The organism is Planomonospora algeriensis, assembly GCF_977012225.1.
The window spans coordinates 1-12,383 of the sequence record NZ_CDRNDK010000170.1 but is presented as its reverse complement, the minus strand read 5'-3'; the positions used below and the strand labels follow the sequence as shown (position 1 = coordinate 12,383).

Sequence of the window (12,383 nt, the reverse complement as noted above, 5' to 3'; positions counted from 1 at the left end):
CGGCCGTGTCCGCCGGCGGCGGAGGAGTCGGCGCACGCGGCGGGGCCGGCGCGGAGGGCCGCCGCGCGCGGCGGAATCAGCCGATCTTGACGGTGATCTCCCCGCCGAGGTGGAAGCCGCCGCTCAGCTCCAGGTCGTCCCCGCTCCAGAACCGGCCCGGGTCGTACCAGTTCGGGCGGCGCCCACCGGGCAGCAGGCCCATCGCCTCGTAGGTGACGGCCACGACCTCGGCGCAGTAGGCGCTCTCCAGCGCGCTCTGCTCACCGCCGCGTTTGAAGACCCTGGGCAGCCGCCCGCGGGCCCACCGCCCGGCGAGCCGGGCCGTGGAGGGGAACGGGGTGCCGTCCAGGCGGGCGATCGTGCGCAGGACGGCCTCCTCCATCTCGGCGGTCGGCTCCGGCTGGAGCTGGCGCAGCCAGCCGCGCTGGCCGTACCGGGTGGCCCAGACCTGCACGGCCTCGCGCAGGTCGTGCAGCTGCACCCCGCGCTGGTGGGTGCCCGACCACATGTCGGGCAGCGACCTGCCGAGCTCGGCGTGCCACATCAGCGGCGGCATGTCGTCGATGACGACGGACATCCCGACGTGGTTGACCGGGCTGTTGGTCACGGTCTGGATGGCCCGGTCCGGCACCGAGCGCCCACGGAACAGCCACACGTCGCCGGTTCGTGTCAGGTCCAGTGCCTCGTCGAGGCTGATGCTCGTAGCGGACATTCCCATACTCTAAGGACATGCGCTGGTGGAAGATACTCGGGCTGGCAGGGATCGCGGGCGTCGCGGCGACCGGAGCGGTGGTCGCCCGCGCGGAACGGCGCCGCCGTGCCTACACTCCCGACGAGATCCGTACGCGGCTCCGCTCCCGGCTGGAGGAGGCCTCGGCGGAGCGGCCCGCCGGGCAGGAGACCGGGGAGAAGGAGTAGGGGCGCCTCCGCGGAGGCCCGGCACCGGTCACGCGGGCGACGCGTCTGCGGCGTAGATCCGCCAGGCCGCGGGCAGGACCGTCCAGCGGCGGCCGGTGACGGGGCCGGTCAGCTCGCCGTCGGCGTTCAGCGGGACGGGACCGCCTGACACGGCCACCTCCCCGCCCCGGTCCGTGACCACGTCGCGCAGGCCGAGATGGGTCCCCCGGCGCAGGCGCAGGGCGTAGGCGAGCCTGGCCAGCGGGCCGGTCGTCGCGGCGACCACCACGTCCACCTTCCCGTCGTCGGGCCGGGCGCGAGGGGTGAGGGGCGTGCCGCCGCCGATCGTGACGCCGTTGCCGACGGCGACCATCAGGACCCGGCGCCCGTGCGCGAGCGGCCGCCCGTCCACCGTCACCCGCAGCCGCCACCCCCGGCTCCGCACGCCCGCGAGCAGCCCGCCGAGGGGGTAGGCCAGCTTCCCGAGCACCGGCTTGAGCGGCGCCGCCCGCTCCGAGGCCTCCGCTCCCGCGCCGAGGTGGGCGGCGTTGACGACGATCCCTCCGTCGTCGTCCACCAGCAGGTCCATCGGACGGCGGTGCCCGGCGAGCACCACGCGGGCCGCGGCCCGGGTCGGAGGGAGCCCGAGCGCGCGGCGAAGTCGTTGCCGGTACCCAGCGGGACGAGGCCCACGGTGCGGGCGCCGAGTTCATCCCTGCGGTGCAGGGCGGCGACCGCCGCGTGCAGCGAGCCGTCCCCGCCGAGCACGACCACGTCCCGGCCGGGGTGGGCGCCGAGCGCCTCGTCCAGTCCGTCGCCCGCGGCCTCCACCACGTCGGCCCCCTCGCGCAGCGTGCCGAGGGCCGCCTCCAGCGCGCCCTCGTCCGCGCTGCCCGCCCTCCTGTTGCAGATCGCCAGCAGCTCGGCCATTCCCGTCCCTCCGCCCTCGGCCCGGCACCGGCTCCCCGGCCGCCCGGTCATCCCGGCCGGACCCCTGCCCCCGGGAGCGGCGGTCACGCTCCCGGGGGCCGCGCGGGTACTGCGCCAGAGCCACACGCACTTGGCCGTTGACAAGCGGTTCGGTCGGCCATCGTCGTCTGGCGGTTACCTGTTCGCGATGGTGTGTCGGCGGTAGCGGCCGGGGGGTTGGCCGTGGGTGCGGGTGAATGCGCGGTTGAAGGCGAATTCGGAGGTGTAGCCGACCTCGTGCGCTATGGCGGCGACCGGCAGGGTGGTGTCGCGTAGCTTGCGGGCGGCCACGTCGAGGCGCCAGCGGGTGAGGTAGGTCAGTGGGGGTTCGCCGACGTGGCGGGTGAACCGTCGGGCGAGGGTGGCGCGGGAGACGTTGACCGTTGCGGCGAGGGTGTCCAGGGTCCAGTCGTGGCCGGGTCGCTCGTGTAGCACGGCCAAGACCCGTGCGGTGAGCGGGTCGCGCAGACCCCGCAGCCACGATGCGTCCATGGTGTCGCCTTCGGTGTCCAGCCAGACTCGCACGACGTGGATCAGCAGCAGGTCGAGCAGGCGTAGCGCGGCGGTGCCCGAGCCGGTGGCGGCGCGGCTGCGGGTCTCGTGGGCCAGCATGTCCAGGACCGAGCGCAGCCACGGCCCGTTTTCCGGCTGGGCGGTGGCCACGTGCAGCACCGGCGGCAGTAGCCCCAGCACGGGATGGGCGGCGTCGGTCGCGTAGTGGTAGCCCGCGCACAGGATCCGGGTCCGTGCGCCCGGCCCGTCGAGCACCAGCTCACCGTCGGGTCGGATGAGGCTGCGCTTGAGGTCCTCGTCGAAACGGCGCGTCGGCAAGCCCGGGTCGGTGGCCAGCTGGTGGCGCGCCCCGGCGGGCAGCAGCACGAGGTCGCCCGAGGCCAGTTGGCGTGGAGGCGCACCATCAGCAGTGAACCAGCAGGTGCCTGCCACCACGGCGTGGAACGTGGCACCATGGCGGGCCGGCAGTTCGATGGCCCAGGGAGCTCGCGCGTCAAAGGTCGCCATGAGGCTCGCGTCGACCCGTGCCAGCGCCAGCACGTCACCAAGAACGTCCATCTGCACAGCGTAGGGCCGTCGAGGGCGCATCAGCGGGTGGAATGAGACTGACGGACAAACAAGCGAGTAGCACAGGCATTCATCACCTCACCGGTGAGCAGCAGGATGGTCCATATGGAGATCACCGGAAGCACCGCCGTCGTCACCGGAGCAAATCGCGGTCTAGGCCGCGCCCTCGTCGACGTCCTGCTGGAGCGCGGCGCCGCGCGCATCTACGCGGGTGCCCGCGACCCGCGGACGATCCGCACCGATGAGCGGATCACGCCCGTCGCCCTCGACGTCACCGACCGGGCCGCCATCGCGCGGCTCGCCACCATCGCCACCGACACCGACCTGCTGATCAACAACGCCGGTGCGGCGGCGTTCGCTGCGGCCCTGGAAGCCGACCCCGACGGGCTGGCTCGGGAGTTCGCCGTCAACTTCACCGGCCTCTACGACATGATCCGGGCATTCACCCCGGTACTGGTCGAGAACAAGGGCACGCTGGTCAACGTGCTCACCCTGCTGGCGTACGCGCCGGCACCGCCGATGGCGGGCTACTCGGCGTCCAAGGCCGCAGCGCACTCGCTCACCCTCGCCCTGCGACCGGCACTGACCCGAGCCGGGGTCGGCGTGCACGGCGTCTACCCCGGCGGTATCGACACCGACATGCTGGCCGGTGTGGACGCGCCCAAAGCGGCGCCGCGGGCCGTCGCCGACGCGATTCTCGACGGCATCACCGCCGGAGACCAGGACATCTACCCGGACCCGACGTCCGCGCGCATGGGCGATCTATGGAACAGCGACCCACGGGCCTTCACTGCGGCGTTCGCCGCCATGGGCTCCTGAACATCGTTACGCACCGCCACCACCGCATGACCTACGAAGGAGCACGATGAAGATCGCCGTCCTGGGACTCGGCGCGATGGGCTCGCGGATGGCCCGCCGACTGCTCGCCACGGGCGAACACGACGTCACCGTGTGGAACCGCACGGCCGAGGCGACCCGGCCCCTGGCCGAGGCGGGCGCCACCGCGGTGTCGACGCCGGCGGCAGCCGCGCAGCAGCGTGACCTCGTGATCAGCATGCTGCGCGATGACGACGCCGGTCGCAGCGTCTGGCTGGACCCGGACATCGGCGCGCTGGCAGCGATGGCGCCGGGCACGGTCGCGGTCGACTGTTCCACCGTGACCCCGGCCTTCGCTGCCGAGCTCGCCGGCCGGTGCACCCAGCGCGGTGTGGACTTCCTCGACGCTCCGGTGCTGGGCTCACGCCCCCAGGCCGACGTCGCGCCCTGATCTTCCTCGTCGGCGGGCAGTCGGCGGTCGCGCACCGGGTCGAGCCGGTGCTGCGACAGATCGGCGGCGCTGTGCACCACATGGGACCGGCCGGGACCGGCTCGCGGATGAAGCTGCTCGTCAACTCCCTGTTCGCCGTCCAGGTTGCCACCGTCGCCGAGCTTCTCGGCACACTGCACGACACCGACCTGGATGCGGCCCACGCCATCGAGGTACTCGCCGCCACGCCGGTGGCGAGCTCGGCCATCGCCACCGCCGCCACCGCCATGCTCGGCCGCACCTTCCCCGCGGCCTTCCCCATCGAATTGGTGGCCAAGGATCTGCGATACGCCACCGCGGATGCCGCCTTGCGTCACGCCGCCGTTCCCCTGACCCGCGCCGCCGCCGACACCTACCGGCAGACGATTGACCGAGGGCACGGCCAGGACAACATCACCGGAGTCATCCGACTGTTCCGGGCCACTGCGGCCGACTGATAGGCAACGGCGCGCCGGCCGGGACCCGCCCAGCCGGGCGGGGACCGTACCGGGACCAGCCGTACCCGCAGGGTCGCGCGGCGGAGAAGATCCGCGCGGAGGTGACGGCGCGTCCGTCGAAACCCGCAAATGACGGGTATGTAGCGTTGTCGGTGACGATATTGAGGAGACTTCGATGACGCATGAACGCGCCGGGCGGCCCGCCCGGCCGTCCGACCTGGTGGACGTGGCCCGGCTGGTGACCTCCTACTACGCGCTGCGCCCCGACCCCGGAGAGGCCGGCCAGCGGGTGGCGTTCGGCACGTCGGGGCACCGCGGCTCGGCGCTGAACGCCGCGTTCAACGAGGACCACATCCTGGCCACCAGCCAGGCCATCGTGGAGTACCGGGCGGCGCGGGGCGTGGACGGCCCGCTCTTCCTCGGGGCCGACACGCACGCCCTGTCCGAGCCCGCCCGGGTCTCGGCGCTGGAGGTGTTCGCGGCCAACGGAGTGACGGTCATGATCGACGACCGCGACGGCTACACCCCGACGCCCGCCGTCTCGCACGCCATCCTCTCCCACAACCGGGGGCGGACGACCGGCCTGGCCGACGGCGTGGTCGTGACCCCCTCGCACAACCCCCCGGGCGACGGCGGTTTCAAGTACAACCCGCCGCACGGCGGACCGGCCGACACCGACGCCACCTCCTGGATCCAGGACCGGGCGAACGCCCTGATCGCCGACGGGCTGAAGGAGATCAGGCGCGTCTCCCACACCCGGGCGCTGGCCGCCGAGACCACCGTCCGGTACGACTTCCTCGGCTCGTACGTCGACGACCTGCCCTCGGTGGTGGACCTGGACGCGATCCGCGCGGCGGGGGTGCGCATCGGTGCCGACCCGCTGGGCGGGGCGAGCGTGGCCTACTGGGGTGAGATCGCCGAGCGGCACCGGCTGGACCTGACCGTGGTCAACCCGCTGACCGACCCCACCTGGCGCTTCATGACGCTCGACTGGGACGGGAAGATCCGCATGGACTGCTCCTCCCCGTACGCCATGGCCTCGCTGATCGCCAACCGCGACGCCTTCGACGTCTCCACCGGCAACGACGCCGACTCCGACCGGCACGGGATCGTGACCCCCGACGGGGGCTTGATGAACCCCAACCACTACCTGGCCGTGGCCATCTCCTACCTGTACTCCCACCGGCCGGACTGGCCCGCGGCGCCGGCGTCGGCAAGACCCTGGTGAGCAGCGGCATGATCGACCGCGTCGCCGCCGACCTGGGCAGGCCGCTGGTCGAGGTGCCCGTCGGGTTCAAGTGGTTCGTGCCGGGCCTGCTCGACGGCTCGCTCGGCTTCGGCGGGGAGGAGAGCGCGGGCGCGTCCTTCCTGCGCCGCGACGGCTCGGTGTGGACCACCGACAAGGACGGCCTGATCCTGGCGCTGCTCGCCTCGGAGATCATCTCGACCACCGGCCGCTCGCCCAGCGAGCACTACGCCGACCTGGTGGCGCGGTTCGGCGACCCCGCCTACGCCCGCGTCGACGCCCCCGCGACCCGGGAGGAGAAGGCGGTGCTGTCCAGGCTCTCCGCCGAGCAGGTCACCGCCGGCGCCCTGGCGGGCGAGCCGATCACCCAGGTGCTCACCGCCGCGCCCGGCAACGGCGCCGCCCTCGGCGGCGTCAAGGTCTGCACCGCCAATGCCTGGTTCGCCGCCCGGCCCTCCGGTACGGAGGACGTCTACAAGATCTACGCCGAGTCCTTCAAGGGCCCGGACCACCTGGCCGAGGTCCAGCAGGAGGCCAGGACCCTGGTCTCGGCCTCCCTCGGCTGAAGGGTCCCGGTCTCTCCGGCCTGAGAGGCCCCCGCCCCGGGCTGAGAGCGGAGGCCCGGGGCGGGGGCCGGGGCGTGCGGTCACACGGCGGGAGCCGGGCGTGCGGTCACACGGGGATCCTCTCCGCGGCCTTCTCCTGGATGACCACCGGCACGGCCGCCTGGGCCTTGCCCTGAAGCCCCACCGGAGCCGCCCCGGAGACCCGCTCCAAGGAGACCCTGTCCGGAACCCTGCCGGACAGGGTCTCCAGCACCTTCCCGGGCACGGCCTCCCGCGAATGCGACCGCGACCGCGACCGCGAGCACAATGCCTCCATCACGCCGCCGAGCCGGTCGCGGGCCACCGGGTCGGCCAGGCGACCGGCGGCGTCGAACTGCCGCAGGGCCGGAGAGCCGGACAGGTCGGCCCCGTACACGACGGCGCCGGCGACGCCCAGCGCGCGCCGCAGCGCGGTCTGGGCCCACATCGCCTCGTGCGGGCGGACGCAGGCCGTGACCACGGCGACGGGCTTGCCCAGCAGGACGGCGCCCGCTCCCGGCCGGGACGCCCACTGCAGCGCGTGGAGCAGCTGGACCGGCAGGACGCTGTGCTCAGGGGCGGTGATCAGCAGGCCGTCCGCACCGGACAGGAGATCGCAGAACTTCCCGGCGGGGCTCGGAAGCGGGCCGTCCGTGAAGGGCGGGATCTCTCCGAGCCCTTCCCACACCGTGAAATCCGCGGAGACGGGCAGCTCCCGCGCCACCGCCTCCAGCAGCCTTCCGACGTGTGCCGCCGGCCGCAGGCTTCCCGCGATCCCCACGATCTTCATCCCCGAACCCCTTCCCCTGAGCGACGTCACGGCGCTTGTGCCCGAGGAGAGAGGCGACGAACATGATCGGAGTACCGATAGTGCATGGAGTGGCTATTTCACAGCAAAGGTACATATGTGGCACATGTCGTCCATAGTGATCCATATGCCATAGACCGGCCGTCAGGCTCGGCTCCCGCCCTTCGCGGCCCTTCCCTCCGCCCTTCCCTCCGAGGTCCCGGCACCAGCGTCCTCCGCGCCCTCCGCCCTCGGTTCGCCCCCCTCCTGCCCGCCTTCCCGCCCGGAGCCGACCCGGGCAGAACCGACCCGCCCGGAGCCGACCCGGGCGGCCAGGTCCGGTGCCGCGTCGGCGATCCGCCGCCGCAGCGGCCTCCGCTCCAGAGCCTCCAGCACTTCCTCGACGAGCCGGCTCAGCGGGAACGACAGCTCGGCCTCGAGCTCGGCGGCCGCGGCGGCGGTGGCCGCCCATTCCGCCTCCAGCACCGGGAGCAGCGCCTCTGCCTTCGCGGTGGGGCGGACGATCCGCCGGCGCGCGTCCGCTCCCGGCGTCAGGACGACGAACCCCTGCCCGGCCATCTGGGCCACCGTCTGACTCGCCGCGGAGTGGGTCACCCCGATCGCGTCCGCCAGATCGCGGATGGAGGAGGGGCCGAACACGGCCAGCGCCCGCAGGACGGGGGTGAACCGGGGACGGAACCCGGCCTCCCCCAGTTCGGCGTAGACGGCCGCGACGTCCGCGTCCAGCAGTTCGAGCAGGTGGCGCAGGCGGGTCCCGAGCAGACCCGGCCCGGAGTCGAGGGGAGGCACCCCCCTAACATAACAGCGCTGTTGGATCTGTTGTCCTCGCAAGCCGTCCCGCCCCCGCGGCGGTGCGCGAACCGTCTTCCGGGCCGGGCGCCGGGCCGCCCGGGCTCGGGCGAGCCGACCCGGGCGCGGTACACCGGCGGCATATCACCGGTGGCCGGGGTAGGGGCCGACCATGAAGACGACACCATCCACCATCCCGTCCTCCGCGCGGACGGGCACGGAGCGCCGTCCGGAGGGCGACGCCCCGAGCCGGGCGCGGCGCCGTACGGAGGAGATCGTCCGGACACGCGTGGGCACCCGCGGCCGCACCCTGGCCAGGACCCTGCTCGCCGTGAGCGCGGCGGCCGCCGTCGGGAGCCTGGCGACCAAGCCCGCCTCCCTGTGGTACCGGCGGCTGCGCAAACCGGCCTGGCAGCCGCCGTCGCAGGCGTTCGGCCTGGTGTGGACGCCGCTGTACGGGCTGATCGCCGTCGGGGCGGCCCGCGTCCTCGACCGCCGGGCGGGGACCGACCGCACCGCGTTCGCCGCCCGCTTCGCGGCCAACCTCGTCCTCAACGCCGGTTGGAGCCTCACCTTCTTCCGCGGCCGCTCGCCCAAGCTCGCCCTGGCCGAGATCACCGCGCTCAACGCCTCCAACGCGGACCTGATCAGGCAGGCGTGGGCGACCGACCGCGCCGCCGGGGCGGCGCTGCTCCCCTACGGCGCGTGGACGCTGTTCGCCACCGCCCTCAACACCGCGATCGTCCGCCTCAACCCGGTCGAGGACTGAACCCCGGGACCGGGCCGGGCGCTGAAAGTTACATCCCCGGCACCGGTGACGCCGCAGGTCGGCGCGGCACCGGGGAAGCGCCCGCTTCCCGTCGCCCGGCGCGGATGCCTAGCATCGCGCCGGGCTACGACGGGAGCGGGCGATGCGCGAAGGCAAGACGGTTCTGGCGGTGCTGGCGGCGCTGGCCGCCGCCCTGGGGTTCGTGCTGGCGGGTACGGCGGGCGCCGCGCTGTCGGCGCGGGCCGAGCCGACCAGGATCATGGCCCTCGGGGACTCGATCACCGGCTCCCCCGGCTGCTGGCGGGCCCTGCTCTGGCAGCGCCTCCAGGAGGCCGGCCTGGCCTCGTCGGTCGACTTCGTCGGGACGCTCCCGCCGCAGGGCTGCGGCTTCGCCTACGACGGCGAGAACGAGGGGCACGGCGGCTTCCTGGCGACCAACGTGGCCGACCAGAACCAGCTCCCGGCCTGGCTCTCGGCGGCCCGGCCCGACATCGTGATGATGCACTTCGGCACCAACGACGCGTGGAGCAACCGCTCCACCGCGACCATCCTGGCCGCCTACGGCAAGCTGGTCGACCAGATGCGCGAGAGCAACCCCGACATGAGGATCCTGGTCGCCCAGATCATCCCGATGAACCCGAGTTCGTGCGGCGAGTGCGGCCAGCGGGTCGCGGCGCTCAACGCGGCGATCCCCGGCTGGGCGGCGGGCAAGACGACCCAGCGCTCACCCGTCGTGGTGGTCGACCAGTGGACGGGCTTCGACACCTCGGCCGACACGGGTGACGGGGTGCATCCCAACGCGGCCGGCGACCGGAAGATCGCCGACCGGTGGTTCCCCGCCCTGACCGCCCTGCTCGGGTCCGGACCTACCGCCACGCCGACCGCCACCCCCACCGTGACGCCCACGGTCACCCCCACCGTGACCCCCACCGTGACCCCCACAGTGACGCCCACCGCGGGGAGCGGCTGCACCGCCGCCTACAAGGTCGTGAACCGGTGGTCCGGCGGATTCCAGGGCGAGGTGACCGTACGGCACGTGGGAGCCTCCGCCGTCACCGGCTGGACCGTGAACTGGACCTCGGGAGGTGAGCGGGTCAGCCAGGCCTGGAACGCCACGGTCACCCAGACCGGCTCCGCCGTGACCGCCGAGCACGCTTCCTGGAACGGCTCCCTGGCGGCCGGGGCCAGCACGTCCTTCGGCTTCCTCGCCTCCGGGACCCCCTCCTCAGCCGCCCCCGCCGTGTCCTGCACGGCCCGATAGCGGCTCGGCGAGCGCGCGCCCCGCGGGGAGCACGATCCCCGCGGGGCGCGGGCAGGCCCTCCCCGGGCAGGTCCTCTCCGGGCCGGTTCCCCTTGCGGATCGCGGAGAATGGAGGCCATGAGCTATCGCGTCTGCGTGGTGTGCCTGGGGAACATCTGCCGCTCCCCCATGGCCGAGGTCGTGCTGAGGAAGGCCGTCGCCGATCACGGCCTGGACGGGCTCGTCACCGTCGACAGCGCGGGCACCGGAGGCTGGCACCAGGGCCGCCCGATGGACGAGCGCGCCGCCGCGGCGCTGGCCGGCCGCGGCTACGACGGTTCCGCGCACCGCGCCCGGCAGTTCCTGCGGGAGTGGTACGGCCAGGCGGACCTGGTGCTCGCGATGGACCGGGAGAACCTCCGCGCCCTGCGGCGGCTGGCCCCGCCCGGCGCCGACGTGCGGCTCTTCCGCTCCTTCGACCCGGCCGCCCCGGAGGGCGCCGAGGTGCCCGACCCCTACTACGGCGACCGCGAGGGGTTCGCCGAGGTGCTGGAGATGATCGAGGCCGCCGCCGAGGGGCTGGCCGGACGGCTGGCGGAGAAGCTGCGGGTCCCGCGCGCGTAGGGGGGCGCGCGGGCGGCCGGGGCGGCTGCCGCCCCGGACGGACCCGACACGGCCGCGTTGCGATGGTCTCGTGCGGCTGGGGAAGATACGGGGGGGGGCGGTGGAACCGGCGCGGCGGCACGGGATCTCCGGCGCGCGTTCCCGACAGGAGGCAGTGGTGGCGGACGAGTTCGACGTGATCGTGATCGGTGCCGGACCGGCCGGTGAGAACGTCGCGGACAGGGCCGTGCGGGGCGGGCTGAGCGCCGTGATCGTGGAGGAGAACCTGGCCGGCGGCGAGTGCTCCTACTGGGCGTGCATCCCCAGCAAGGCCCTGCTCCGCCCGGTCGAGCTGGCCGCCGAGGCCCGCCGGGTGCCCGGCCTGGACGTCGGCCCGATCGACGCCGCCGCCGTGCTGGCACGCCGGGACGAGGCCGTCTCCCACTACAGCGACGCCGGTCAGGTCGAGTGGATCGAGGGCGTGCCCGTGGAGTTCGTCCGGGGCCGGGGGCGGCTGGACGGCCCGAGGCGGGTCCGGGTGGACCTGCCCGACGGGACCTCGCGATCGCTGACCGCCCGGCACGCGGTCGTGCTGGCCACCGGGAGCCGCGCCGTGGTCCCGCCGCTGCCGGGTCTGGCCGAGGCCGGGCCGTGGACCAGCCACGAGGTCACCGCCGCCGAGGCGGTTCCGGGGCGGCTGGCCGTGATCGGCGGCGGCGTGGTCGCCTGCGAGATGGCGCAGGCCATGCACGGGCTCGGCGCGGCCGAGACCACGGTGCTGGTGCGCGGGGGCCGGCTGCTGGAACGGCTGGAGCCGTTCGCCTCCGACCTGGTGGCCGAGTCGTTCGCCGCCTCCGGCATCTCCGTGCGGACCCGCACGGAGGCGATCCGGGTGGAGCGGCCCGTGCCGGGCGGACCGGTGACCGTGCACCTGTCGTCGGGTCCGCCGGTCGAGGCCGACGAGCTGCTGGTGGCCGCCGGGCGGCGGCCCGCCGTCGCCGGCCTGGGCCTGGAGAGCGTGGGGCTGGCCGGTGACCGGCCCGTGGCCGTCGACGACAGCATGCGCGCCACCGGCGTCGACGGCGGCTGGCTGTACGCCGTGGGCGACGTCAACGGCCGCGACCTGCTCACGCACATGGGCAAGTACCAGGCCCGGATCTGCGGCGACGTCATCGCCGCCCGGGCCGGGGGCGGGCCCGACGACCTGCCCGCGCTGCGGGACCGGGCGGGCGGCTACGGCGCGCCGCAGGTGGTCTTCACCGACCCGCAGGTCTGCGCGGTCGGCCGGACCGAGGCCCGCGCCCGCGAGGAGGGCTTCCCGGTCCGCGCGGTCGAGTACGACCTGGGCGCGGTGAGCGGCGCCTACCTGCTCGGCGACGGTTACCGGGGCCGGGCCAAGGCCGTGGTGGACACCGAGCGGCGGGTGCTGCTGGGTGTCACCTTCGCCGGTCCCGGCGCGGCCGAACTGCTGCACGCCGCCACGATCGCGGTCACCGCCGAGGTGCCGCTGGAGCGGCTCTGGCACGCGGTGCCGTCGTTCCCGACGGTCAGCGAGGTCTGGCTGCGCCTGCTGGAGGCCTACGGTCTTTGACCGCCGCCGCGGGCGCCCGCGGCGGCGCGGACGACGGCGACTCCGCGCCCCGCAGCCGCGCCCG

General features: G+C 74.2%; 16 protein-coding genes. 10 read left to right on the top strand and 6 right to left on the bottom strand.

Going from position 1 to position 12,383, the window contains the following annotated elements:
- Positions 1-76 precede the first annotated feature (76 nt).
- Positions 77-712, bottom strand: a complete 636-nt coding sequence (locus tag ACWJ6R_RS18595; RefSeq protein ID WP_449063435.1) for a hypothetical protein — start codon at positions 710-712, stop codon at positions 77-79.
- Between the two features lie 17 nt (positions 713-729).
- On the opposite strand from ACWJ6R_RS18595, the gene ACWJ6R_RS18590 reads away from it, so the two are divergent.
- Positions 730-918 (top strand): hypothetical protein, encoded by a 189-nt coding sequence (locus ACWJ6R_RS18590; protein ID WP_449063434.1) that lies wholly within the window; start codon positions 730-732, stop codon positions 916-918.
- Between the two features lie 28 nt (positions 919-946).
- Here ACWJ6R_RS18590 and ACWJ6R_RS18585 read toward each other — a convergent pair whose 3' ends face one another.
- From ACWJ6R_RS18585 to ACWJ6R_RS18575, 3 genes are all read right to left on the bottom strand, one after another.
- Positions 947-1,387 carry a diacylglycerol/lipid kinase family protein gene (locus tag ACWJ6R_RS18585; protein WP_449063437.1) on the bottom strand — a complete coding sequence of 147 codons (441 nt, stop codon included), beginning with the start codon at positions 1,385-1,387 and terminating at the stop codon, positions 947-949.
- Positions 1,312-1,827, bottom strand: coding sequence for a diacylglycerol kinase family protein (locus ACWJ6R_RS18580; RefSeq protein WP_449063433.1), 516 nt, complete (start codon positions 1,825-1,827; stop codon positions 1,312-1,314). Before ACWJ6R_RS18580 ends, ACWJ6R_RS18585 begins: the two co-directional genes overlap by 76 nt.
- Before the next feature lie 174 nt (positions 1,828-2,001).
- Positions 2,002-2,937 carry an AraC family transcriptional regulator gene (locus tag ACWJ6R_RS18575; RefSeq protein ID WP_449063432.1) on the bottom strand — a complete coding sequence of 312 codons (936 nt, stop codon included), beginning with the start codon at positions 2,935-2,937 and terminating at the stop codon, positions 2,002-2,004.
- Between the two features lie 93 nt (positions 2,938-3,030).
- Between ACWJ6R_RS18575 and ACWJ6R_RS18570 the strand changes: the two genes are divergently transcribed.
- The 5 genes from ACWJ6R_RS18570 to ACWJ6R_RS18550 all read left to right on the top strand — a co-directional run bounded on the left by ACWJ6R_RS18570 (position 3,031) and on the right by ACWJ6R_RS18550 (position 6,501).
- Positions 3,031-3,765 (top strand): SDR family NAD(P)-dependent oxidoreductase, encoded by a 735-nt coding sequence (locus tag ACWJ6R_RS18570; protein ID WP_449063431.1) that lies wholly within the window; start codon positions 3,031-3,033, stop codon positions 3,763-3,765.
- A gap of 46 nt (positions 3,766-3,811) precedes the next feature.
- Positions 3,812-4,213, top strand: a complete 402-nt coding sequence (locus ACWJ6R_RS18565; RefSeq protein ID WP_449063430.1) for an NAD(P)-dependent oxidoreductase — start codon at positions 3,812-3,814, stop codon at positions 4,211-4,213.
- Between the two features lie 80 nt (positions 4,214-4,293).
- Positions 4,294-4,689, top strand: coding sequence for an NAD-binding protein (locus tag ACWJ6R_RS18560; protein ID WP_449063436.1), 396 nt, complete (start codon positions 4,294-4,296; stop codon positions 4,687-4,689).
- A gap of 175 nt (positions 4,690-4,864) precedes the next feature.
- On the top strand, positions 4,865-5,917 hold the full coding sequence (locus ACWJ6R_RS18555; protein ID WP_449063429.1) for a hypothetical protein: 1,053 nt from the start codon (positions 4,865-4,867) through the stop codon (positions 5,915-5,917).
- An 8-nt stretch (positions 5,918-5,925) separates the two neighbouring features.
- Entirely contained in the window at positions 5,926-6,501 is a 576-nt protein-coding gene (locus ACWJ6R_RS18550; RefSeq protein ID WP_449063428.1) for a hypothetical protein, read from the top strand.
- A 106-nt stretch (positions 6,502-6,607) separates the two neighbouring features.
- Here ACWJ6R_RS18550 and ACWJ6R_RS18545 read toward each other — a convergent pair whose 3' ends face one another.
- Both ACWJ6R_RS18545 and ACWJ6R_RS18540 read right to left on the bottom strand, forming a co-directional pair.
- The gene (locus ACWJ6R_RS18545; protein ID WP_449063427.1) at positions 6,608-7,309 is read right to left on the bottom strand and encodes an NADPH-dependent FMN reductase; all 702 of its coding nucleotides are present in this window, start codon (positions 7,307-7,309) and stop codon (positions 6,608-6,610) included.
- 162 nt (positions 7,310-7,471) lie between these two features.
- Positions 7,472-8,116, bottom strand: a complete 645-nt coding sequence (locus ACWJ6R_RS18540) for a MarR family winged helix-turn-helix transcriptional regulator (RefSeq protein WP_449063426.1) — start codon at positions 8,114-8,116, stop codon at positions 7,472-7,474.
- 172 nt (positions 8,117-8,288) lie between these two features.
- Here ACWJ6R_RS18540 and ACWJ6R_RS18535 point away from each other — a divergent pair, with 172 nt between their 5' ends.
- The 4 genes from ACWJ6R_RS18535 to ACWJ6R_RS18520 all read left to right on the top strand — a co-directional run bounded on the left by ACWJ6R_RS18535 (position 8,289) and on the right by ACWJ6R_RS18520 (position 12,319).
- The gene (locus tag ACWJ6R_RS18535) at positions 8,289-8,885 is read left to right on the top strand and encodes a TspO/MBR family protein (RefSeq protein ID WP_449063425.1); all 597 of its coding nucleotides are present in this window, start codon (positions 8,289-8,291) and stop codon (positions 8,883-8,885) included.
- A gap of 142 nt (positions 8,886-9,027) precedes the next feature.
- Entirely contained in the window at positions 9,028-10,146 is a 1,119-nt protein-coding gene (locus tag ACWJ6R_RS18530; protein WP_449063424.1) for a cellulose binding domain-containing protein, read from the top strand.
- 117 nt (positions 10,147-10,263) lie between these two features.
- Positions 10,264-10,749: a low molecular weight protein-tyrosine-phosphatase gene (locus tag ACWJ6R_RS18525; RefSeq protein ID WP_449063423.1), complete on the top strand. Its 486-nt coding sequence runs from the start codon at positions 10,264-10,266 to the stop codon at positions 10,747-10,749.
- 157 nt (positions 10,750-10,906) lie between these two features.
- Positions 10,907-12,319, top strand: a complete 1,413-nt coding sequence (locus tag ACWJ6R_RS18520; protein WP_449063422.1) for a dihydrolipoyl dehydrogenase family protein — start codon at positions 10,907-10,909, stop codon at positions 12,317-12,319.
- Positions 12,320-12,383: the final 64 nt, after the last annotated feature.

Excerpts from the sequence above, each read along its gene's own strand:
- ACWJ6R_RS18595 (WP_449063435.1), bottom strand. The coding sequence starts at position 712 with ATGTCCGCTACGAGCATCAGCCTCGACGAGGCACTGGACCTGACACGA.
- ACWJ6R_RS18590 (WP_449063434.1), top strand. The coding sequence starts at position 730 with ATGCGCTGGTGGAAGATACTCGGGCTGGCAGGGATCGCGGGCGTCGCG.
- ACWJ6R_RS18580 (WP_449063433.1), bottom strand. The coding sequence starts at position 1,827 with ATGGCCGAGCTGCTGGCGATCTGCAACAGGAGGGCGGGCAGCGCGGAC.
- ACWJ6R_RS18575 (WP_449063432.1), bottom strand. The coding sequence starts at position 2,937 with ATGGACGTTCTTGGTGACGTGCTGGCGCTGGCACGGGTCGACGCGAGC.
- ACWJ6R_RS18565 (WP_449063430.1), top strand. The coding sequence starts at position 3,812 with ATGAAGATCGCCGTCCTGGGACTCGGCGCGATGGGCTCGCGGATGGCC.
- ACWJ6R_RS18560 (WP_449063436.1), top strand. The coding sequence starts at position 4,294 with ATGGGACCGGCCGGGACCGGCTCGCGGATGAAGCTGCTCGTCAACTCC.
- ACWJ6R_RS18555 (WP_449063429.1), top strand. The coding sequence starts at position 4,865 with ATGACGCATGAACGCGCCGGGCGGCCCGCCCGGCCGTCCGACCTGGTG.
- ACWJ6R_RS18550 (WP_449063428.1), top strand. The coding sequence starts at position 5,926 with ATGATCGACCGCGTCGCCGCCGACCTGGGCAGGCCGCTGGTCGAGGTG.
- ACWJ6R_RS18545 (WP_449063427.1), bottom strand. The coding sequence starts at position 7,309 with ATGAAGATCGTGGGGATCGCGGGAAGCCTGCGGCCGGCGGCACACGTC.
- ACWJ6R_RS18535 (WP_449063425.1), top strand. The coding sequence starts at position 8,289 with ATGAAGACGACACCATCCACCATCCCGTCCTCCGCGCGGACGGGCACG.
- ACWJ6R_RS18530 (WP_449063424.1), top strand. The coding sequence starts at position 9,028 with ATGCGCGAAGGCAAGACGGTTCTGGCGGTGCTGGCGGCGCTGGCCGCC.
- ACWJ6R_RS18525 (WP_449063423.1), top strand. The coding sequence starts at position 10,264 with ATGAGCTATCGCGTCTGCGTGGTGTGCCTGGGGAACATCTGCCGCTCC.